The 21142-nt window shown below is 73.0% G+C and carries 17 protein-coding genes; 10 read left to right on the forward strand and 7 right to left on the reverse strand.

Annotated elements, in window-relative coordinates; genetic code table 11:
• The first annotated feature begins 48 nt into the window (after positions 1 to 48).
• Both ACWEQG_RS37100 and ACWEQG_RS37105 read left to right on the forward strand, forming a co-directional pair.
• Complete coding sequence (locus tag ACWEQG_RS37100; RefSeq protein ID WP_452292100.1) at positions 49 to 3207, forward strand: ATP-dependent helicase; 3159 nt, start codon at positions 49 to 51, stop codon at positions 3205 to 3207.
• On the forward strand, positions 3201 to 6458 hold the full coding sequence (locus ACWEQG_RS37105) for an ATP-dependent helicase (RefSeq protein WP_452292102.1): 3258 nt from the start codon (positions 3201 to 3203) through the stop codon (positions 6456 to 6458). Before ACWEQG_RS37100 ends, ACWEQG_RS37105 begins: the two co-directional genes overlap by 7 nt.
• Here the strand turns inward: ACWEQG_RS37105 and ACWEQG_RS37110 are convergent.
• Complete coding sequence (locus ACWEQG_RS37110; protein ID WP_452292104.1) at positions 6433 to 7170, reverse strand: Uma2 family endonuclease; 738 nt, start codon at positions 7168 to 7170, stop codon at positions 6433 to 6435. The genes ACWEQG_RS37105 and ACWEQG_RS37110 overlap by 26 nt on opposite strands.
• Before the next feature lie 440 nt (positions 7171 to 7610).
• On the opposite strand from ACWEQG_RS37110, the gene ACWEQG_RS37115 reads away from it, so the two are divergent.
• On the forward strand, positions 7611 to 8342 hold the full coding sequence (locus tag ACWEQG_RS37115; protein ID WP_452292106.1) for a hypothetical protein: 732 nt from the start codon (positions 7611 to 7613) through the stop codon (positions 8340 to 8342).
• A 3-nt stretch (positions 8343 to 8345) separates the two neighbouring features.
• Here the strand turns inward: ACWEQG_RS37115 and ACWEQG_RS37120 are convergent, their stop codons facing one another.
• Genes ACWEQG_RS37120 through ACWEQG_RS37135 form a run of 4 tightly spaced genes read right to left on the reverse strand, consistent with a single transcriptional unit; the run spans position 8346 to position 13872 of the window.
• Positions 8346 to 9440: a type III PLP-dependent enzyme gene (locus ACWEQG_RS37120; protein ID WP_452292108.1), complete on the reverse strand. Its 1095-nt coding sequence runs from the start codon at positions 9438 to 9440 to the stop codon at positions 8346 to 8348.
• Complete coding sequence (locus ACWEQG_RS37125; protein WP_452292109.1) at positions 9437 to 11101, reverse strand: IucA/IucC family protein; 1665 nt, start codon at positions 11099 to 11101, stop codon at positions 9437 to 9439. Before ACWEQG_RS37125 ends, ACWEQG_RS37120 begins: the two co-directional genes overlap by 4 nt.
• A 3-nt stretch (positions 11102 to 11104) precedes the next feature.
• Entirely contained in the window at positions 11105 to 12724 is a 1620-nt protein-coding gene (locus ACWEQG_RS37130) for an IucA/IucC family protein (protein ID WP_452292111.1), read from the reverse strand.
• Positions 12709 to 13872: an ATP-grasp domain-containing protein gene (locus ACWEQG_RS37135; RefSeq protein ID WP_452292113.1), complete on the reverse strand. Its 1164-nt coding sequence runs from the start codon at positions 13870 to 13872 to the stop codon at positions 12709 to 12711. The genes ACWEQG_RS37130 and ACWEQG_RS37135 overlap by 16 nt, the downstream gene beginning before the upstream one ends.
• A 127-nt stretch (positions 13873 to 13999) precedes the next feature.
• On the opposite strand from ACWEQG_RS37135, the gene nudC reads away from it, so the two are divergent.
• Entirely contained in the window at positions 14000 to 14899 is a 900-nt protein-coding gene (gene nudC, locus ACWEQG_RS37140) for an NAD(+) diphosphatase (RefSeq protein ID WP_452292173.1), read from the forward strand.
• Positions 14900 to 14919: 20 nt separating this feature from the next.
• On the opposite strand, the gene ACWEQG_RS37145 is transcribed toward nudC, so the two are convergent.
• Together ACWEQG_RS37145 and ACWEQG_RS37150 are read right to left on the reverse strand one after the other, a co-directional pair.
• Entirely contained in the window at positions 14920 to 15159 is a 240-nt protein-coding gene (locus ACWEQG_RS37145; RefSeq protein WP_452292115.1) for a mycoredoxin, read from the reverse strand.
• A 76-nt stretch (positions 15160 to 15235) separates the two neighbouring features.
• The gene (locus ACWEQG_RS37150) at positions 15236 to 16228 is read right to left on the reverse strand and encodes an alpha/beta hydrolase (protein WP_452292117.1); all 993 of its coding nucleotides are present in this window, start codon (positions 16226 to 16228) and stop codon (positions 15236 to 15238) included.
• A gap of 147 nt (positions 16229 to 16375) precedes the next feature.
• Between ACWEQG_RS37150 and ACWEQG_RS37155 the strand changes: the two genes are divergently transcribed.
• The 6 genes from ACWEQG_RS37155 (at position 16376) to ACWEQG_RS37180 (ending at position 21141) form a co-directional block, all read left to right on the forward strand.
• The gene (locus ACWEQG_RS37155) at positions 16376 to 18442 is read left to right on the forward strand and encodes an ATP-dependent DNA helicase UvrD2 (RefSeq protein WP_452292119.1); all 2067 of its coding nucleotides are present in this window, start codon (positions 16376 to 16378) and stop codon (positions 18440 to 18442) included.
• A 24-nt stretch (positions 18443 to 18466) separates the two neighbouring features.
• Positions 18467 to 19363 (forward strand): acyl-CoA thioesterase, encoded by an 897-nt coding sequence (locus ACWEQG_RS37160; RefSeq protein ID WP_363465037.1) that lies wholly within the window; start codon positions 18467 to 18469, stop codon positions 19361 to 19363.
• A 119-nt stretch (positions 19364 to 19482) separates the two neighbouring features.
• Complete coding sequence (locus tag ACWEQG_RS37165; protein WP_452292121.1) at positions 19483 to 19764, forward strand: hypothetical protein; 282 nt, start codon at positions 19483 to 19485, stop codon at positions 19762 to 19764.
• Between the two features lie 121 nt (positions 19765 to 19885).
• Complete coding sequence (locus ACWEQG_RS37170) at positions 19886 to 20149, forward strand: WhiB family transcriptional regulator (protein WP_055480724.1); 264 nt, start codon at positions 19886 to 19888, stop codon at positions 20147 to 20149.
• Positions 20150 to 20190: 41 nt separating this feature from the next.
• On the forward strand, positions 20191 to 20373 hold the full coding sequence (locus ACWEQG_RS37175; RefSeq protein WP_169987078.1) for a hypothetical protein: 183 nt from the start codon (positions 20191 to 20193) through the stop codon (positions 20371 to 20373).
• 297 nt (positions 20374 to 20670) lie between these two features.
• Entirely contained in the window at positions 20671 to 21141 is a 471-nt protein-coding gene (locus ACWEQG_RS37180) for a hypothetical protein (RefSeq protein ID WP_452292123.1), read from the forward strand.
• Position 21142 lies beyond the last annotated feature (1 nt).

The following is a 21142-nucleotide window of genomic DNA, read 5'->3' on the forward strand; positions in this document are numbered from 1 at the left end:
AACTACCGTCTGGTACGGCGTGGCGGGGTGGGGCGGCGTTCGGCTCCCGTGCTTGACGAACATCAGCGGGCCGTCGTCGGGCACGAGAGCGGGCCCCTGCTCGTGCTCGCCGGGCCGGGGACCGGCAAGACCACCACGATCGTGGAGACCGTCGTCGACCGGGTCGAGCGCCGGGGCGTGGACCCCGAGCGCGTGCTCGTCCTCACGTTCAGCCGGAAGGCGGCCGGCGAGCTGCGCGAGCGGATCACCGCCAGGATGCGCAGGACCACCAGGACCCCGCTGGCCCTCACCTTCCACAGCTACGCGTACGCGCTGCTGCGCCGGGAGGCGGTGCTGGCCGGTGAGCCGCCGCCGCGCCTGCTCACCGGTCCCGAGCAGTTGCTGGAGATCCGGCGGCTGCTGCACGGCGAGCTGGAGGACGGCGCGCGGCACTGGCCGCCGGACATGCGGGAGCTGCTCAAGACCCGCGGGTTCGCCGAGGAGCTGCGCGACTTCCTGTCACGGGCGGCCGAGCGCGGCCTGTACGGCGACGCGCTGGTGCGGCTGGGCCGCGAGCACGGCAGGCCCGACTGGGAGGCCGCCGGGCTGTTCTCCTACCGCTACCAGGACCGGTTCGACCTCGATCCGGTGCCCGCCCTGGACTACTCGGAGCTGATCCGCGAGGCGGCCGGCCTGCTGACCGACGGCGAGGTGCGGCGGCGCGAGCGGGACGCCTACGACCTGGTGCTGGTCGACGAGTACCAGGACACCGACCCGGCGCAGGAGTTCCTGCTCGGGCAGCTCGCGGGGGACGGCCGCGACCTGATCGCCGTGGGCGACCCCGACCAGTCCATCTACGGCTTCCGCGGCGCCGACGTGCAGGGCATCCTGCGGTTCCCCGACCGGTTCAGGACGCCGCACGGCGATCCGGCCCCGGTGGTCGCGCTGCGCGTGTGCCGCCGCAGCGGCCCGGCCCTGCTGGAGGCCTCCCGCCGCGTCGCCTACCGCCTCCCGGCCGTACCGGGTCACGAGAACAGGGCCGGCGGCCACCGCGACCTGATTCCGGTCGAGGACGCGGATCCGGGCGAGGTGAAGGTCCTGCTGGCCGACAGCGCCACCCAGGAGGCCGCGGTGGTGGCCGACACGCTGCGCCGGGCGCACCTGCTCGACGGGGTGCCGTGGTCGCGGATGGCGGTGCTGGTGCGCAGCGCCGTCCGGCAGGTGCCGCTGCTGCGGCGGGCGCTGGTCTCCGCCGGGGTGCCCGTGGTGGTCGCGGGCGACGAGCTCCCGCTGGTGCAGGAGCCCGGCGTCCGGCCACTGATCACTTTGCTGCGGATCGCCGTCGCGCCGGCCGCGCTCGACGTGGCGACCGCCGAGGAACTGCTGACCGGCCCGCTCGGCGGCACCGACATGATCGGCGTACGACGGCTGCGCCGCGCCCTGCGGATCGCCGAGCACGAGGCGGTCGCCGCCGAGGCCGCGAATCAGGAGGAAGGCCAGCCGGCGCTGCCGTTCAATCCGCGCTCGTCGGACGAGCTGCTGGTCGCGGCGCTGCGCGACGCCCGGGAACTGACCGGTGTCGAGCCGCACGTGGCGGCGCCGGCGGAACGCCTCGCGCGGCTCATCGCCACCGCCCGCGAAGCCGTACGGCACGGCCGGGGCGCCGAGGAGACGCTGTGGGAGATCTGGCAGGCCAGCGGGCTCGCGGACCGCTGGACGGAGGCCAGCCTCGCGGGCGGGGCGCGAGGAGCGCAGGCCGACCGCGACCTCGACGCCGTCGTCGCGCTGTTCGACCACGTGGCCCGTTTCGCCGACCGGCTGCCCAAAGCCGGGGTCGAGGTGTTCCTCGACGACCTGACCTCCCAGGAGATCGCCGGCGACACGCTGGCAGAGTCCGCCCCCGAGGGCGACGCCGTACGCATCCTGACCGCGCACCGGTCCAAGGGCCTGGAGTGGGACGTGGTGGTGGTCGCGGGCGTGCAGGAGGGCCTGTGGCCCGACCTGCGCCTGCGCGGCTCGCTCCTCGGCACCGAGGCGCTGGTGGAGTTCGCGGGCGGCTCGGCGCTGGACACCACCCAGGCCGCGACGGCCGCGCTGGCGTCCAAGCTCCTCGCGGAGGAGCGGCGGCTGTTCTACGTGGCGGCCACCCGCGCCCGCGGGAAACTCGTCGTCACCGCCGTCGGCGGTGAGGACACCGACGAACGGCCCTCCCGGTTCCTCACGGAGCTGCTGCCCGGCGGCGTGGAGGAGGCGACCGTGGACGACCGGGCGCGGTGGCTCAGCATGCCCGCGCTGGTCGCGGACCTGCGCGCCGCCGTGTGCGACACGACCAGGCCGGAGGCGGTGCGCCGCGAGGCCGCCGCGCACCTCGCCAGGCTCGCCCAGGCCGGGGTGCCCGGCGCCAACCCCGGCGAGTGGTACGCGCTGACCCCGATCTCCGACGACCGGCCGCTCGGCTGGCCCGACGACGTCGTCCAGATCTCGCCGTCGTCGGTGGAGAGCTTCACCAAGTGCGGGCTGCGCTGGATGCTGGAGACCGCGGTCGGGGCCGGGTCCTCGAACGTCACCCAGAGCCTCGGCACGGTCGTCCACGCGATCGCCGCGATGGCCACCGAGGACGGCACCGACTACGTCAAGCGGCTCGACGACATCTGGGACCAGTTCGACTTCGGCGGGCTGTGGTTCAACCGCAAGCAGCGCCGCGTCGCCGAGCAAATGGTCGACAGGTTCGTCCGCTGGCAGAAGGACAAACCCCGCGACCTGGTCGCCGTGGAGGAGGCGTTCACCGTACGGGTGCCGGGGCACGACATCCAGATCACCGGCCGGGTGGACCGGGTCGAACGGGACGAGGCCGGCCGGGCCGTGATCATCGACATCAAGACCGGCAGCGGCAGGCCCAAGGACACCGAGATCGACCGGCATCCGCAGCTCGGGGTGTACCAGCTCGCGACGACGCTCGGCGCGTTCGAGCGGCACGGCCTCGTCCAGCCGGGCGGCGCGTCCCTGCTGCACCTGGGCAAGGCCGCGGGCCAGGGGACGGACGCCAGGGAGCAGGCGCAGCGGGCGCTCGCCGACGACTCCGAGCCCGACTGGGCGGAGAACCTGGTCAAGACGGTCGCGACCGGCATGTCCGCAGGAGTGTTCGTCGCCACGGTCAACGACGGCTGCCGCACCTGTGCCGCTAAGATCGCCTGCCCTGTGAACGACAACGGAGGACAGGTGTGCTGACGCCCGGTGAGCTGGCCGGCCGGCTCGGGATCCTCCCGCCGACCCCCGAGCAGGCGGCCGTCATCGAGGCGCCGCTGGAGCCGATGGTGGTCGTGGCGGGGGCGGGGTCCGGCAAGAGCGAGACCATGGCCGGGCGGGTGGTCTGGCTGGTGGCCAACGGCCTGGCCAGGCCCGAGCAGATCCTGGGCCTCACCTTCACCCGCAAGGCCGCCGCGGAGCTGGCCGAGCGGGTGCGCCGGCGGCTGGCCGGGCTCGCGGCGGCCGGGCTGGTCGAGCCCGAGCTGCTCGACTCCGAGCCGACGGTCTCCACCTACCACGCGTACGCCGCCCGGCTGGTGACCGACCACGCGCTGCGGGAGGGGCTCGAGCCCACCATGCGGCTGGTCACGCCCGCTGTCGCCTGGCAGATGGCGGCCCGGGTGGTCGGCCAGTACGACGGGCCGATGGACCGGGTGGACCTGTCCCCGCCCAGCGTCACCGCCGCCGTGCTGGACCTGGCCGGAGAGCTGGCCGAGCACCTGCGCGAACCGGCGGACGTACGCGAGACCGGCGACTGGCTGCGCGAGCGCCTGGCCTCGCTCACCGGGCGGATCGTGAAGGACCAGCGCAAGCCGGTGGAGACCCAGGCCGTCCGGGAGCAGCTGCTGCCGATGGTCGAGGCGTACGAACGGCTCAAGCGCGCCCGGGAGGTCATCGACTACGGCGACCAGATGGCGCTGGCCGCGCGGATCGCCTCCCGGCATCCGGAGGTCGGCGCGTCCGAGCGGTCCCGGTTCTCGGTCGTGCTGCTGGACGAGTATCAGGACACCAGCCACGCCCAGCTCGTGCTGCTGCGTTCGCTGTACGGCGGGGGCCACCCGGTCACGGCGGTCGGCGACCCCTGCCAGTCGATCTACGGCTGGCGTGGCGCGAGTGCGGGCAATCTCTCACGGTTCCCCGGGGACTTCCCGGCGGCGTCCGGAGATCCGGCGCAGGTGCGCCGGCTGTCGGTCAGCTTCCGCAACGGCGAGCACGTGCTCGGCGTCGCCGCCCGCATCCAGGCGCCTTTGCGCCATGAGGCCCGGGAGGTGCCGGTGCTGGTGCCGGGCGGCAACCGGGTGGGCCGGGGGCGGGTGCTGTGCGCCTTCCACGAGACGGCCGAGGACGAGGCCGAGTGGATCGCCGAAGGGCTGGCGGGCATGCTCCACGGCGAGGGCGCCCCGGACGGCCTGCCCTGGGGTGAGGGCGAGCGGGCCAAGCGCGGCCCCGCCCTACAGCCGCAGGACGTCGCGATCCTCGCTCGCAAGCGGTCGCAGTTCCCGGCGCTGCGGCGCGCCCTGGAGGCCCGGGGCGTCCCGGTGGAGGTCGTCGGGCTCGGCGGGCTGCTCACCGTGCCCGAGGTGGCCGACATCGTGGCGACCCTGCGCGCGTTGTACGACCCGACCGCCGGGGACGCGCTGGTCCGGCTGCTCGCCGGGCCGCGCTGGCGGATCGGCCCGGCCGACCTCAAGGTGCTCGGCGACCTGGCCCGCGAGCTCAACAAGGAGATCAGGGCGGCCAGGGGCGGGCCGCGCCCGGAGGACCCGCTCGACCAGGTGGTCACCGACCTCGCCGAGGAGCGCGGCAGCCTGATCGACGCGCTCGACGAGCTGCCCGACCGGCCCGACTGGCTGGAGCGGTTCTCCCCGCTCGCGCGGATGCGGCTGCCCGCCGTCGCCCGGGAGCTGCGCCAGATGCGCGCGCACGCGGGGCAGCCGCTGCCCGATCTGATCAGCGAGATCGAACGCCGCCTCAGCCTGGATGTGGAGGTCGCCGCCAGAGGAGGCAGCCCGATGGCCGCCCGGGCCGACCTCGACGCCTTCCTCGACGCCGCCTCCCGGTTCGCCGGCGACTCGGAGGACCCGACGCTCGGCGCGTTCCTGGCGTACCTCAAGGCGGCCGAGAGCGAGGAGTTCGGCCTGGAGGCCGGGCGGGTCGGCGACAGCAACACCGTGAAGCTGATGACCGTGCACGCCTCCAAGGGGCTGGAGTGGCCGGTCGTGGTGGTTCCGGGCCTGTCGCAGCTCACCTCGCAGAAGGGCGGGCTGATCAAGGGCAGCATGTTCCCCGCGACCCCGGTCACCAACTCCCGGTGGACGGAGAACCCGCGTAAGCTGCCGTACCCGCTGCGGGGGGACAGCGCGGACCTGCCCGAGCTGGCCGGGCTGGACCGGGAGGCGCTGGGCGCGTTCGAGGAGCGCTGCCGCGACCGCGACCTGATGGAGGAGCGGCGGCTGGCGTACGTCGCGGTCACGAGGGCGCACTACCTGTTGATCGCCTCCGGCTACCGCTGGGGCACCTCGTCCCGCCCGCTGGAGCCGTCGGAGTTCCTCCGGGAGATCCGCGAGGCGGGCGCCCGTGTCGCCCGCTGGGCCGAGGATCCGGAGAGCCCGGACAATCCCCTGCTCGCCGAGCCGCCGGTGGCCGAGTGGCCGTCCGTCACCGTACGCGACGCGATCCTCGACGGCGCCCGCCTCGTGGAGGAGGCGATGATGGGCGACGCACCGCCCCCGGCGGCCGGCGACCACGCGCTCGTCCGGGACTGGGAGTCGGAGCGGATGCGGGCCTGGGCGCGCGACACCGACCTGCTGCTGCGCGAGCGGGAGACGAACCGCCGGCGGGCCGGGGCGGTCGTGGAGCTGCCGTCGCGGCTGTCGGTGTCGTCGCTGGTCACGCTGGCACAGGACCCGGCGGCGTTCGCGCGGCAGGTGCGGCGGCCGGTGCCGCGCAAGCCCGCTCCGCTGGCCCGCAGGGGCACCACCTTCCACCGCTGGCTGGAGTCGCGCTGGGGCCAGCAGCGCCTGATCGACGACCTGGAGCTGCCCGGCGCCGCCGACGAGCTGTCGGAGACCGAGGTCCAGCTCGCCGAGCTGCAGGAGCGGTTCGAGGAGAGCGAGTGGGCCGCGCGTGAGCCGGTCGACCTGGAGATCCCGTTCGAGACCATGATCGGTGACCGCCTGCTGCGCGGCCGGATGGACGCGGTGTTCCGCGAGGGCGACGGCTACGTGGTGATCGACTGGAAGACCGGTGAGCGGCCGCACGGCAGGGCCGCCGAGACCGCGTCGGTGCAGCTCGCGGCCTACCGGGTGGCCTGGGCCTCGCTGGCCGGGGTGCCGCTGGAGAAGGTCGGGGCGGCCTTCCACTACGTCCGCTCGAACGAGACCGTCCGCCCGGTGGATCTCCTCGACGCGGACGGCCTCACCACGCTCATTCAGCGGGTTCCTCAGGAGTGACCGCCTGACCGAAGAGCGCGCTCGTCTCGATCTTGATCCCGAACGGCCAGGGTAGCTCCAGGACGTCGCCCTCTTCGGCGGTGACGATCTGACGGTACGCCTGCCGGTGGTAGTCGAAGGGCTTCAGGTCGGAGAGGGGATCGCTCATCAGCGTCACCCTTCGCGGAGACGTCACGTGGTCCACGATCAGGTAGAGCGGCACGCCCGCCCGCGCGTAGTCGAGCGGCTTCTCTCGCCAGTCGACCTTGTACGTCCCGGGCGAGCACACCTCGACCACGAGCAGGGCGCAGCGCCCGCGCATGCGCATGTCGTCGAACTGCTCGACCTCGTCGGGGGCGACTATGAGATCGGGCAGTCGAAGATCCTGATACGGCGGGATGTGCACCCCCCAGGTCTGGTGGTACCGCCAGCCGTTCGCCAGCTTCAGCGGGATCAGCAGATCGCAGAGCCTGTCGACGATGTAGGTGCTCTCCCTTCCCGCGGGCGGCGTCACGACGACCTGCCCGAGACGAATCTCCGCCCGAAAACCGGCGTCGTGGAGTTGCACGCACAGGTGTAGCACCTCGTCAGGGAGCTCTTGGGACTCTTCGGGCTGTCCGGCGTCTGGGGGCTCGTGCTCGTCCGAGACGACATCGTCGGGGACGGGGCCGTCCTGCCTGCACGGGACGGGATGATCGTGCCTGCCGTGCTTGATCGGCTTGGTGAGGGCCATGTCGCCATCCTCTCCTGCTCCTCCATCGATGGTACGGAAGGTTTCCGGATCGTCACGGAAAGTAGCAGCGGGATGGTGGGAGGGAGATTCTCGGTAGGGGCGAGAAGGTGAAGGAAAGCCCTCCTGGGGAGAGGAAAACCGGCTCTGTGAATCAGTCATAGGCGACGTACCTGCAGCAAATGTCTCGCGACGGGATCGGACTTTTCTGCGAGAGTGATTACCTCTTTCGCCGCCGCGGGCTGTTCATGATCGGCTATGAATGCCCTATGTCGGGTTTGCGGATGGCGATGGCGGCGGCCTGTGTCGCGGCGGTGACCGGATGTTCGGCGTCGGCGGCGGCGAATCCTCCGGATCTCACCCTTCCCCTGGACGCCTACAGTCTCGGCGCGAAAGACCGTGCCCAGGTGATACGAGCCCGGTTCATGCTTATGGAGGAATGCATGCGTCATATGGGGCTCGATTTCCGGCTGCCCGCCGTCGCGCCGGTGACCGACCTGCGCAACGTCGATCTCCTCCGATGGCTCGATCCCCACCAGGCTGCCGAATCCGGATATCTGGGGGAGAGGCGAAATCCGGATGAGATGACGGGTATTCCGTCGTACTCCGTGACGGACCAGGAGTTCTCCGTGCTGGAAGGGAAGGTCCGGCGGTTCCACGGACGGACGGTGCCGCCCGGGGGGTGCATGACCAAGGCGGACGCCCTGCTGAACCGGGGTGCGCGGGGAGTGGGCCCGGCCGATGCCGGCAAGAGGTTCGACGACGACGAGGTCCCGCGCTTCGTCGACAGCGCGACCGACATCGCCCTGAGCGACCCGCGGATCGCGGCGGCCGAGCGCGAGTGGAGCGACTGCATGAGGTCGGAGGGCTTCGACTACCGGAGCACCGACCAGGCCTTCGGAGACCCGCGCTGGGCGGTGACCGTCAACGACGACTCGATCGGCCACACCCCCAAGCCGCGCGGCACGCGGGCCGAGATCGACACCGCGGTCGCGGACGCGGAGTGCCGGGCCGAGACGGGCTACTCCGACGTGCGCCGCGCGGTCTTCGCCGAGGCCGAAAGGCGGGTCATCGATCGCGACCGTGCCCGGCTCGACGTCGTCAAGGCGCTCAACCAGGCCCGCCTCGCCAACTCCGCCAAGGTCCTCGACGGCACGCTCACGCTGTCCTGGTAGCCCTCACCTCAGGTAGTGGAACACGGGCTTCGGGTGCATGAGGAAGTCGTGGTGCGAGATGTTCCACGCGTACGCCCCGGCCATGGCGAAGGCGACGACGTCGCCGACGGCGAGTGCGGCGGTGACGCGGCGGGCGAAGAGGTCCTTGGGGGTGCACAGCTGTCCCACCAGGGTCACCGGCCCGTCCTCACCCTCGCCGCCCCTCGGGAGCACGGCGAACGGCTGGTCGTGTCCCTTCGTCACCGGCGTCCGCAGGTGGTGCGTGCCGCCGGACAGGACGGCGAAGCGCTCCCCGTGGACGCGTTTCACGTCGAGCACGGTGGTGAGGTACCACCCGCAGTAGGCCGTCAGGGCGCGTCCCGGCTCCACCCGCAGCGTCTCGCCCGGCAGCGCCACCCTCCGCAGGCCCGCGCCGTACGCCGCCCAGTCGAACCGATCGCGGGGCCGGGTGTAGGAGACGGCCATGCCGCCGCCCAGGTTGAACTCGCGCAGGCCGAGGCTCCTGCCGTACGCGAGGACGGCCTCGGCGAGCGCGAGCAGGCCGGGCGCGGCCAGGCCGCTCGCGAGGTGGGCGTGGAGGCCGCGCAGCCGCACCGGCGATGACTCGAGCAGGGCCAGGCACTCGGCGATTCCGCCGGGGTCCATGCCGAACGGTGTGGCCCCGCCGCCCATGGTGAGGGCCGCGCCGGTGACGTCGACGTCGAGGTTGACCCGCAGCAGCACGTCCGCCGGTTCCCGCATCCGCCGCAGCTCCGCCGGGCTCTCGACGTGCCAGCGGTACGCCGAGGGGGCGAGGGCCAGCTCCGCGGCGGTCTTCCCTGGCCCGCCGAAGCTCAGCGGGATCTCCGGCAGCACCGCCCTGACGTGGGCGAACTCGCCGCCCGAGGAGACCTCGAAGCCGTCCACGTGGGGCGCGAGCGCGCGCAGCACCTCGGTGTCGGGATTGGCCTTGACGGCGTAGCAGATCTCCGTCCCCGCCAGGGCGGCCCGTACGCCGGCGGCGTGGCGGGCGAGCCCGGCCAGGTCGTAGACGTAGGCGGGGACGTCGTCCAGCGACTCGGCGACCTTCCGCACGCCCGCCGGAACCTCGATGCTCATCGGCGCTCTCCTTCCGCCACGAACTCCGCGCCGAGCGGGTTCGGGACGGGCACGTAACCGGCGGCCCGGTCGGCCGCCCTCGCCCAGCGCACGCCCAGGTTGGCCTTCGCCGGCAGCGGCGCCCCGGCCAGCAGCCGCGTCAGGGGTTCGGCCGGACCGGGGGCGTGGTCCTCCACATAGCGGCTCAAAGTCGCACGGGCGGCCGCCCACAACGCGCGCAGAACGCCGTCGGCCGTGTCTGCCACCGTCTCAGCCACCGTGTCTGCCACCGTGTCTGCCACCGTGTCTGCCACCGTGGCGGCGACCTCCGCGAGGTGGTTGACGAACAGGCAGTAGGCGACCCGGTTCCAGCCGCGCGCGGCGTCGTACGACAGAGGGTCCGCCACCGCGCCCGGCAGGCCGGTCAGGTCGTGCCGGCCGGCGACCAGCTTGGTGCCCTCCAGGTCGCGGAAGACCGCCTCGACGGGCCATCCGCCGGCGTCGAAGCCGACCAGCACGTTCTGCACGTGCGCTTCGAGCGCGACGCCGTGGCGGAAGAAGGCGTCGAGCACGGGATAGGCCACGCGCTCGACGTAGGCCTCCCACCACGCGACCGGCTCGGCCGCCCGGCGGGCCAGGACGGCCTGGGGGACGCCGTCCGCGCCGGCGGCCAGGGCGCCGGCGAGGACCGGCGTGGTCCCCGGCCCGCACACCGCCCACGGGCCGGTACGGACGATCACCCCGAGCCCTTCGAGCAGCCGGGTGCCGAGGGCGGCCGACCGGTAGCCGGGCTCCGGCAGCCACCGCGTGCCGGGGAAGCGCAGGGCCAGCCCGTCGAAGACGGGCCCGAGCCGCCGGGTCAGCTCGACCGCGCCGGACAGCTCGTACCACGCGTTCTTCCGCACGCAGTTGGTGATCCGCACGTCCAGGCTGAACTTCAGGCACATGCCGGTGCCCGGGTCGTAGACCGTCCTGACCGACGACGTGGGCACGACCGCGCGGGGGCCGGGCCCGAGGTCGGCGAGCCGCCCGTCCGCGAGCGGCCCGCGCAGGTCGGCGGCGAGCAGGTCGAGCTGCCAGGGGTGGGCGGGCAGCGCGACGTACCCCTCCGGCGCGCCGCAGAACGCGTCGAGCGCCGACGTGTCGCCCTCCTGGGCCACCAGGTCGGCGCGCACAGCGAGCAGCCGCGGGGCGAACCGCGCGTGCGTCTCCGGCGCGTAGTCCAGCCAGCCGTCGCCCTCGCGGGCCTTGGGCGCCGGGTGGAACGGGTGCCCGGCCACGAGCGCCTGCTCCGAGGCGAGCCACGGGTCGGCGGGCGGGACGGCCCGCGCGCGGGCGGCGAGGATCGCCGCGACCGCCTCGCGTCCAGCGCGGACCTGGGCGGCGAACTCCTCGTTGCCGCCGTCCAGCTCCCGTTCCACCAGCGCGACGAGCGAGGGCAGGTCCAGGGGCCGCCACCGCCCCTCCGCCAGCTGCTCGGGCGGGCCGTCGAAGCGCAGCGCGATGCCGCCGCGCACGCGTACGCGCACCGGCGTGCCTGCCACCCGCAGCGTCAGGTGGGGCCCGGCGGCGCGCACGTCGCCGCGCGGGCCGCCGACCTCGCGCAGCCAGCAGCGCAGCAGCGCCCCGAGCGCGGCCTCCTCGGCCGGGGCGGCGTGCGGGTCCAGCAGGAGGCCCTCCATGGCTCAGGCACCCCTCAGATAGTTGGGGCCGGTCGTGCCGTAGAACTTGTTGACGTCCCCGGCCCCGGTGCGGTCCTTGGCCACGAGCGTCCCCGCGACGACCATCGACTTGCCGGTGAGACGGGCGGCGTCCAGCGTGCGGGCCCGCAGCAGCCGGGCCATCGGGTCGTCCCCGTACGGCTCGAGCGCGGCCCGCAGGGCCCGTGCGACCAGCGTGGCGCCCGAGCCGGGCAGCGCGCCGTGGGCCACCGCCATGGCGGCCAGGTGCAGGGTGATCGTCACGAAGACGTCGGCGAGCGCGTACGGGTCGTCGGTCAGCATGCGCTCGTCGCCGAAGCCGGGCGCCTCGATCCCCGCCGCGCGCAGCCGCCGCGGCGAGGCCAGCAGCCCGTCGTCGTCCTTGACCAGCAGCCGCATGGGCCCGTCGCCGAACAGCAGCGCCAGGTTCTGCTGGTGGGCCTCCAGCGCGACGCCGTACCGGACGAAGAGCCTGACGTTCCACTCCAGCAGCGCCGCGAGGTAGTCGCGCAGCAACGCCTCCGCGTCGCCGCCGTATCGGCGCTCGGCCACCTCGTGCAGGACGAGCCGCCCGTCCGCGTCCGGGAGCGGCGCGAGCAGGGCCGCGACCGGGACGATCTCCCCTTGGGGCAGCCGGCGGACGAGCCAGCCCAGGTATTCGTGCTCCGCGTGCCCGTAGGTCTGCTCGTCGGCGAGTGCGACGCGCAGGCCGGGCTCGCGGGCCAGGATCCGGCGCAGCAGCGACTCGGCCAGGGCGCCGTCTCTCAACGTGCCCGGTTTGATCGACCGGCGGTTGCGCAGGCCCAGCGTGCTGGCCGCCAGCGGCACCTTGAGGTGGACGCGCTCGCCGACCTCGACCGTACGGGTGGACAGGGTCGGCCGCACGGTCAGGTACGGCTCCCGCCCGGGAACCAGGCCGGGCAGCCCGGCCACCAGCGGCTCCGTCAGCGGGTGGACGGGGAAGAGCACGTGCGTGCGGGCCAGATCGGACGGCAGCCCGACGTCCCCGGGAACGGGCCACCAGCCGGGCAGGTCCGGCCGGGAGAGCGTCACCCGCTCGCGCGGCGCGGCCGTCCACCGCATGGCGAACTCGGGGGCGAACTCCGGGGCGTGGGCCGCCAGGCCGGCCGGGGAGACCCCCAGGCGGCAGCGGGCCGTCGGATAGAGCGGATGGTCCACCGCGGCGGCCAGCGACTCGTACCGGATGAGGCCGTGACGCCCCCGCAGCCGCCGGGCCACCTCGCCGCGCATGCGGTGGTGGGTCTCCAGGGCCGCGAGGGCCTCGTCGCACTCCCGCTCGAAGGCGGCGACCCCCTCGGCGTCGGCGGGGTGGGCGACGGCCTCCAGCGTCTCCAGCACCTCCGCCAGGCGCAGGCGTTCGTGCGGCGCGGTCGCGAAGTCCTGGAACGGGTCGCCCGCCGCGAGCCCGACCCGCCGCCCGGAGGCGAGGACGATCGCGACCCCGTCCCTGTCGTGGGTGACCCTGGCGGAGATCCCGGCGTAGTCCTCCCGGAGCAGCGCGTTCAGCACCCGCGCGGCCAGGTAGTGCTCCCGGTCCGTGGCCCCCCGGTGATCGCGAGCCGCCCGGATCATGTGAGCACCCAAGGATGCTCCTTCTTGAAGGCGTCGACGGCGGCGTCGACGCTCGCGCGGTCCGGGCCGGCGGCGCGGAGCAGGCCGAGGTAGTCGCGGTTGGTCCCCGTCACCTCGACATGATCGCCGATCTCGCGCAGTGCCCGGTGCCACAGCCGCACGCCGCCGTCCGTAGGAGGCAGGGCAAGGTCCGGCGGCGCGGCGGTCACCGTGCCGGACCGCTCGGCCACGAGGCTGACCACGGACCCGTACGCGGCGCGAAGGGCGTCGAGGCCGAAGGCGGAGAGCGGCTCGCCCGCGTGGACGCGCAGGATCCACTGGTGCAGGGGCACGCCGAGGAGATCCGCCAGCAGGAAGTCGCAGTTGTCGCCGATCAGCCGATAGTTGATCTCGATGAGGCGCGGGCCGTCCCGGGTGACGGCGTACTCGGTGTGGCAGATCCCGAAGCCGACCCCCGCCGCGTCGAGCGCCGCGGTCAGGTGGGGCAGGTGGTCCGCGTCCGGAGGCCGCCAGTCGAGGCGCTCCTCCACGAAGTGCGGCAGCGGGCCGAGCGTGGTGGCGAACCCGCCGAGGACCCGCCGGGAGGCGCCGTCGCCCAGCGTCTCCAACGTGCGGAGCGGCCCTTCGAGGAACTCCTCCGCGACCAGGATCTCCTCCGGGCGCCGCCGCCTGATCGCCGCGACCGCGTCGGCCAGCGCCTCCCGCCCGTCCACCAGCACGACGTCCTCGCTGGCCACGCCCTGGGCGGGCTTGACCACGACCGGGTACGGCAGGTCCTCGGGGAGGTCCGCGCCGGGAGGGATCCGTACGGACCCGACCGGTTCGACGGCGGCGAGGGCGCGGCGGGTCAGCGCCTTGTTCTTGGCGGTGACACAGGCCCGCCAGTCCTTGCCGGGCAGGCCGAAATACCCGGCGGCGAGCGCGGTGGCGGCCTGGAGGTGGTCGGAGTTGGAGAAGATCACATCCGGCCGGTGATGGGCGGCCACCGCGTCGATGACGGCCCGGGGGTCGCGGACGTCCGCCGCCACGACGTCGTACCCCGGATACCGATCAGGCTGGTCGGTGAGTATCGTCACGTCCCAGCCCAGCGCGGCCGCGGCGGGAAGGAACCCGCCGGTCACGGAATCGGTCGGGTTGAGCGTGGTGAGGTACAGCCGCACCGGCCCTCCATAGGTAAGGCTAACCTAAGTGAGAGCATCCTAGTCCCGACGTCGATCAATTGACGGGCGAACGCCACGGGAGGGGAGATTGCCGGGGCGGCGCCGGTGGAAGGATGACGGCGTGGAAATCGCGGACGGACTGCTCGGCCCCCTGCTCCTGGCGAGGAGCGCCATCGACCGCTCGGCGGCCCTGCGCGGCGACGAGGACTGGCTGCGGCGGGCGTGGGAGGCGGACAAGACGAGAGTCTTCCTCATCCACGAAGGCCGCACGCTGGTGCGCCGCTTCAGCGACGGCGCGGCCCTGGTGCTCACCTCGCCGGCCGAGGCGCCGGAGGGCACGCGTTACCTGCTGGGCGTGGACGAGGACGGCGTGGCCTACTTCGCGGTCAACGCCACCCTGCCCGAGGGCGACGTCGCGGGCCTCAGGGAGGCCGCGGTGCTGCTCGACGACCGCGACGCCGGGCTGCTCGTCTACGCGGTGGCCCTGGAGGCGTGGCACGCGAGCCACGAGTACTGCCCGAGATGCGGCAGCCGTACGGACGTCACCGCGTCGGGCCACATGCGAGTGTGTCCGCGCGACGGCAGCCAGCACTTCCCGCGCGTCGACCCCGCGGTGATCATGCTGGTGCACGACGACGAGGGCCGGATCCTGCTCGCGCGCGGCCCGGAGTGGCCCCGGGGGCGGATGTCGGTGCTCGCCGGGTTCGTCGAGCCGGGGGAGTCGCTGGAGCACGCCGTGGTCCGCGAGGTCCTGGAGGAGGTGGGCGTCGCCGTCACCGCGCCGCGCTACCTCGGCAGCCAGCCCTGGCCGTTCCCGCGCAGCCTCATGCTGGGCTTCTTCGCCCGAGCCGTCACCACCGACCTGCGCCCCGACCGGGAGGAGATCGCCGAGGCCCGCTGGCTGTCCCGGGAGGAGCTGGAGATCCAGGTGCGCTCGGGCGAGCTGGTCCTGCCCGGCCAGGTCTCGATCGCCCGGCGGCTGATCGAGACCTGGTACGGCGCGCCGATCCCCGACACCGGCTGGTGATCCCAGCAGCGCCGGCGATCTCAGCAGGCGCCCGCGAGGTGCCGCTTCACCTCGGCGACCGAGGGGTTGGTCATGGTGTGGCAGTCCGCCACCACGGTGGGGACGACCTGGTTGCCGTTGTTCACGCTCGCGACGAAATCGGCGGCGTCCGGGTGACGCTCGATGTCGACCTCGCTGAAGGGGATGCCCTCCCGCGTGAGCTGGCCCTTGAGCCGCTTGCAGGGCCCGCACCAGCTCGTGGTGTAAACCGTCAGCGCCATCTGTCGTCCCTTTCGTGCGCATCAGTGTTGCCGAGAGCAGTCATGGCAACATCGCCGGCGCGCCGGGTGTTCCCGCCTACCGCTGTGGCGAGGACACGGCGGGCGACGCTGCGGGCGACGCCGCGGGCGCCGCGACGCGCCCCAGCCTGGCGATGATCCAGGCCTGGACGGTCTCCGCCACCCCCGGCTCCCGGTACAGCGGCGCGCTGTGCTGGGTGCCCGCCATCGTCTTGACGAGCATCGGAACCCCGACGGTCTGCAGCGACTCCTTGAGCATCTCGCTCTGGTAGGGCGGGACGAACTCCTCCGACGAGTGGATGGTGAGCATGGGCGGGTCGCCGGCCGAGGCGTGGAACGGCACCTCCATGCTCGACCAGACGCGCGGGCACTTGGCGGGCAGGCAGCCGCCGGCCAGCTTGATGGCCGCCTTGCGCAGCTTCTGCTGTTCCTTGGTGCCGAACGCGCTGCCGTCCGCGAACGCCGACAGCGGCGAGACGGGCGGCGAGATCCCGACGACCCCGCGCAGGCCCGGCCGGCCGTCGCCGTACGCGCCGACGGCGGTGGCGAGGTGGCCGCCGGCGGAGAAGCCGAGCAGCACATAGCGGCTGGGATCGGCGTTGAACATCGCCGCGTGCCTGCGCACGGCGCTGACGGCGGACATGACGTCGGTGCGCTGGGCCGGCCAGGCCGCGTCGCCCGACAGGCGGTAGTCGAGGTTGACGACGGTGTAGCCGAGCTCGGAGTAGCTGCGGGTGATCGAGGTCATGTACTTCTTGTCGCCCGCGGACCACCAGCCGCCGTGGATCACGAACACGATCGGGCGCCGCGGACCGGCGGTGTGCCACCACACGTCCATGATCTGGCGCGCGTGCGAGCCGTACGCGTAGGTGCGGATCCTCGGACCGTACGGCGAGGCGGAGGCCGACGGGGACGGCGAGGGCGACGGGCTCGCGGAGGTCGTGGGGGACGGCGCGGGGGAAGCGGAGGGGCGGCGGACGGGGTCGCCAGCCGGGGCCGCCTGGGCGGCGGACGGGGCGAGCATGAGGGCGGCGAGGGCGGCGGTGCCCATGCCTAAAGCAGATCGGACCGCGGTGGCCACGGCGTGTTCCTCCCCGATGTAGCGTCGTGCGCCGACCGGTCGCCGGGACACGCTCGGTCGGCTGCTGGAAGGATGATGCCAGTAACAACGTCCGCAACGCATGTCAGGAGCCGCTCCTTGGACGTCCTCGAGGGTCTGGATCCCGAGCAGCGTGAGGTCGCCCAGGCGGTGCGCGGACCGGTGTGCGTGCTCGCCGGGGCGGGGACCGGCAAGACCCGCGCCATCACGCACCGCATCGCGTACGCCGTGCAGACCGGGGTCGTCGAGCCGCAGGGCGTGCTCGCCGTGACCTTCACCACCCGCGCGGCGGCCGAGCTGAAGCAGCGGCTGCGCGGGCTCGGGGCGCCAGGCGTGCAGGCGCGGACCTTCCACGCGGCGGCCCTGCGCCAGCTCAGCTACTTCTGGCCGAGGGTGGTCGGCGGCGACCCGCCGCAGGTGGTCGAGTCGAAGCTGCCGCTGCTCGTGGAGGCGGCCCGGCGCCTGCGCAGGAACCCCGACCGCGGCGAGCTGCGCGACGTTGCGAGCGAGATCGAGTGGGCGAAGGTCACCCAGGTCGGCCCCGAGGACTACCCGGCCGCCGCCGTGAAGGCCCGTCGCACCCCGCCGATCGCGCCCGAGGAGGTGGCGCGGCTGTACGAGGGATACGAGAGCCTGCGCCGCCAGCGCAACCTCATCGACTTCGAGACGATCCTGGAGCTCACGGCGGCCGTCATGACCGAGCACCGCGAGGTCGCGACGCAGATCCGCCAGCAGTACCGCTACTTCGTGGTCGACGAGTTCCAGGACGTCAACCCGCTGCAGAAGCTGCTGCTCGACACCTGGCTCGGCGGGCGTGACGACGTGTGCGTGGTGGGCGACCCCAACCAGACCATCTACTCGTTCACCGGCGCGACGCCCCACTATCTGACCAACTTCGCCGTCGAGCACCCCTCGGCGGCCGTGATCAGGCTGGTGCGCGACTACCGCTCGACCCCGCAGGTGGTCACGCTGGCCAACCGCGTCATGACGCGCTCACCCCACCGGCTGGAACTGGTCGCCCAGCGGCCGGACGGACCCGAGCCGGTGTTCACCGAGTACGACGACGAGCAGGCCGAGGCGCTCGGCGTCGCGCTCACGGTCAAGAAGCTGATGGCGGACGGCGTGCCCACCCGCGAGATCGCCGTGCTGTTCCGGGTCAACGCCCAGTCCGAGGCGTACGAGCAGGCCTTCACCGACGCCGGCGTGCCGTACCTGCTGCGCGGGGCGGAGCGGTTCTTCGAGCGGCCCGAGGTGCGCCAGGCCGTGGTGCTGCTGCGCGGCGCGGCCCGCTCGGCGGGCGACGAGCCGCTCGCGCCCGCCGTGCACGCGATCCTGTCGGGGATCGGGCTGACCGCCGAGCCGCCCGGGGGCGGCAAGGCCAGGGAGAAGTGGGAGTCGCTCAAGGCGCTCGCCGACCTGGCCGAGGACATGGCCGCCGAGGGCGCCGACCTTCCCCGCTTCGTCGGCGAGCTGGAGCGCAGGGCGATGGAGCAGCACGCGCCGCCGGTCGAGGGCGTGACGCTCGCCTCGCTGCACGCCGCCAAGGGCCTGGAGTGGGACGCGGTCTTCCTCGTCGGCCTCACCGACGGCATGGTCCCGATCGTCTACGCGGAGACGCCGGACCAGGTCGAGGAGGAGCGGCGGCTGCTGTACGTCGGGATCACCCGGGCCCGTGAGCACCTGCACCTGTCGTGGGCGCTCGCCCGCTCGCCGGGAGGACGCCGCGCCCGCAGGCCGTCGCGCTTCCTCGACGGGCTGTCCCCGCGTACGGCGAGTCCGGCCAGGGCCGAGCGGCAGGGAGGCTCGGGCGGGCGGTCGAAGCGGTCGGCGGCGCCGCTGCACTGCCGGATCTGCGGCCGGACCCTCGCCGCCGCGGCCGAGCAGAAGCTGGGCCGCTGCGCGACCTGCCCGGCGGACTACGACGAGGCCCTGCTCGAACGGCTCAAGACGTGGCGCACCGCGGCGGCGAAGGAGCAGAAGGTCCCCGCGTACGTCGTTTTCACGGACGTCACCCTCCAGGCCATCGCCGAGCGGGTGCCCACCTCTGAGGAGGACCTGCTCTCGATCGCCGGAATCGGACGCGTCAAACTTGAGCGGTACGGCGACGCGGTCCTCGAGCTCTGCCGCGGCGCCGATAGTGTTCCCGATAGTGTTACTGACGAGTAATATCCGCGCGTGCTGGAGGCTCCCGTGAATTCGGCCCTGAAGGAGCTGCTGGACCTGCTCGATCTCGAACAGATCGAGCTCGACATCTTCCGGGGGCGCAGCCCGGAGGAGCGCATCCAGCGGGTCTTCGGCGGCCAGGTGGCGGCGCAGGCCCTCGTGGCGGCCGGCCGTACGGTGCCGTCCGACCGGATGGTCCACTCGCTGCACGCCTACTTCATCCGGCCCGGGGACCCGGCCGTCCCGATCGTCTACAACGTGGAGCGGGTGCGCGACGGGCGGTCGTTCACCACCCGGCGCATCACGGCCATCCAGCACGGCAAGGCCATCTTCTCGATGTCGGCGTCGTTCCACATCGACGAGCCGGGCGTGAGCCACCAGGCCGCCCGCATGCCGGAGGTGCCGGCCCCCGAGACCCTGCCGACGTTCCAGGACCGGATGCTCGACATCGTGGGCGACGAGCCGGGCTGGCGTGAGCTGCTGGCCAGGCCGCGCCCGGTCGACGCGCGGTACGTGAACGCGCTGACCTGGGAGGCCGCCCACGACCCCACCCTGGTCACCGCCGAGAACAACGTCTGGTTCCGGTACGACGCCGACCTGCCCGACGATCCGCTGCTGCACGTCGTGCTCGCGGCCTACGCCAGCGACTTCACGCTGGTGGACACCGTGCTGCTGGCCCACGGCCTCGCCTGGGGATCCTCGGCGGTGTCCGGCGCGTCGCTGGACCACGCGATGTGGTTCCACCGGCCCTTCCGGGCCGACGACTGGCTGCTCTACGCCCAGGAGTCGCCCTGGTCCGGGGCGGCACGCGGGCTCGCCCGGGGGCAGATGTTCACCGCCGCCGGAGACCTGGCCGTCTCCGTGGTTCAGGAATGCTTGGTTCGGGTGTCGCCCGCGCTCCATCCCGATGTCACGAAGTCGTGAAAATCGCAGGTAGAAAATAGGTTGCCCGCCCTGCCGCGGCGGTTTAGGGTCTTGGACAAGTCAGCCGGACGCTTCGGTCCGGCGAGCGCACTGAAATGGAGGTGAGTCCAGTGAGGAACATGACGACGTCCCGCACGCTGTGGCTCGCCTCCGCATGCCCGGCCGCCATTGTCACGCCGACGAAACTGCGGCGTGGCGAGGCCGCCCCTGCCCAGGCTCTGATCACCGGAGTCGCGGGCTCGGCCGCCTTCGGCGCCTTTGCACGCCCGGCCAGCCACGGCAACCCCGCCCACCGTCCGGTCTATGTGAACCGGCCGATGAGCGATGAGCAGATCCGCACCGCCGCTCGCGGCGGTGCGCAGGGTCCGCACGACGCCTGGAGAGGACCAGTCATACCCTGACCGGTCTCCACCTCCAGGCCGCGGATCCGCACCAGGATCCGCGGCCTTCTTGTTTGTCGGCCACGAATCCACACCCCACAACGAGGACACCCAGACCAAATCATTCAAAGAGGTGACGCAGATGGCGGCCCCGGTCATGGACCTGATCGAAGCCGAAATCCCCTGTCGTACCGACCCCGACCTGTGGTTCGCCGAGTCCCCCGAGGACGTGGAGTTCGCCAAGGCGCTCTGCGGCGGCTGCCCGATCCAGAAGGCCTGCCTGGCCCGCGCGCTGGAGCGCGAGGAGCCGTGGGGCGTCTGGGGCGGGGAGCTCATCCTGAGGGGGGTCGTCGTGCCCCGCAAGCGTCCCCGTGGGCGCCCGCGCAAGACTCCCGTCGCAGCCTGACCAGCAATTCCAGCTAAATTTTCCGGAAGGAACCGATCCAGATGAGCATCTCCCCGACCACCGCCATGTATCTGAATCAAGAACTGGCGCACGAGCGAATACGGACCCTGCACGAGGAGGCGGCGCAGGAGCGGCTGGCCGGCCGGATCAGGAGCGTGCAGAGGGCACGCCGGCAGGCCGAGCGCGCGTCCCGGCGGCTGAGCTCCGCGCTGGCGCGCATGTGACGCGATAGCGTCCACCGCGTCGATTCGTCCACAGCTCGTTGAGATGGGCGGTCCCCCACGGGACCGCCCATCGTCGTGTCGTGGGCCCGCTGTGGGTGGTACCGCTCTTCCTCACGTCGAGGCACGAACCGCCCAACGCCTGGCCGCGACCCCGAGGTAAAGAAGCGATCACCGGACGCACAGAAGATCGCCTGCCCTGAGAGACCACCGAGATCGCGGGGTATGAGCCCGGGCGTCCCGGGCCGCACGGCCATACGGGGCGGGCGGAGCGACGCGCGAGCGGTGGGTGGGACTTGGATGGGCGAGCGGACGCCAGGTGCGCTTGATCACGCGGCGGGCGCGCGACGGCCCGCCGCCACCGCGCTCGTGATCGGGCTCGTGATCGGCATCGTGATCGGCATCGTGACGGCACTGTGGGGGACGGCCGCGCCGGGAGCCGAGGCCGCGCCGATGCCCGGAGCGCTCCGGGCCCGTTATGCCAACGGCCACGGCCACGGTGACGGCCACGGCGGGACCCAGACCAGCGGCGGAACCGACACCTCGAACGCGCCCTCCATCAAAAGCCCGGTCAAGCAGATATCGGCGGGCCGGCGCAACGTGAACGCGCCCGCGGCCAACAGCGCCGTCACCTTCGCCGGCGTCCAGCAGGTGTCGAGCGTCAGCGTCTTCACCAACACCCTCAACGGCAACTGCAGGAAGGGGATCAACCGCTGCGTGATCAACCAGACCCTGAAGACGGTGGAGAGCCGGGGCGGCGCCGGCAGATGAC

The organism is Microbispora sp. NPDC004025 (assembly GCF_053604425.1).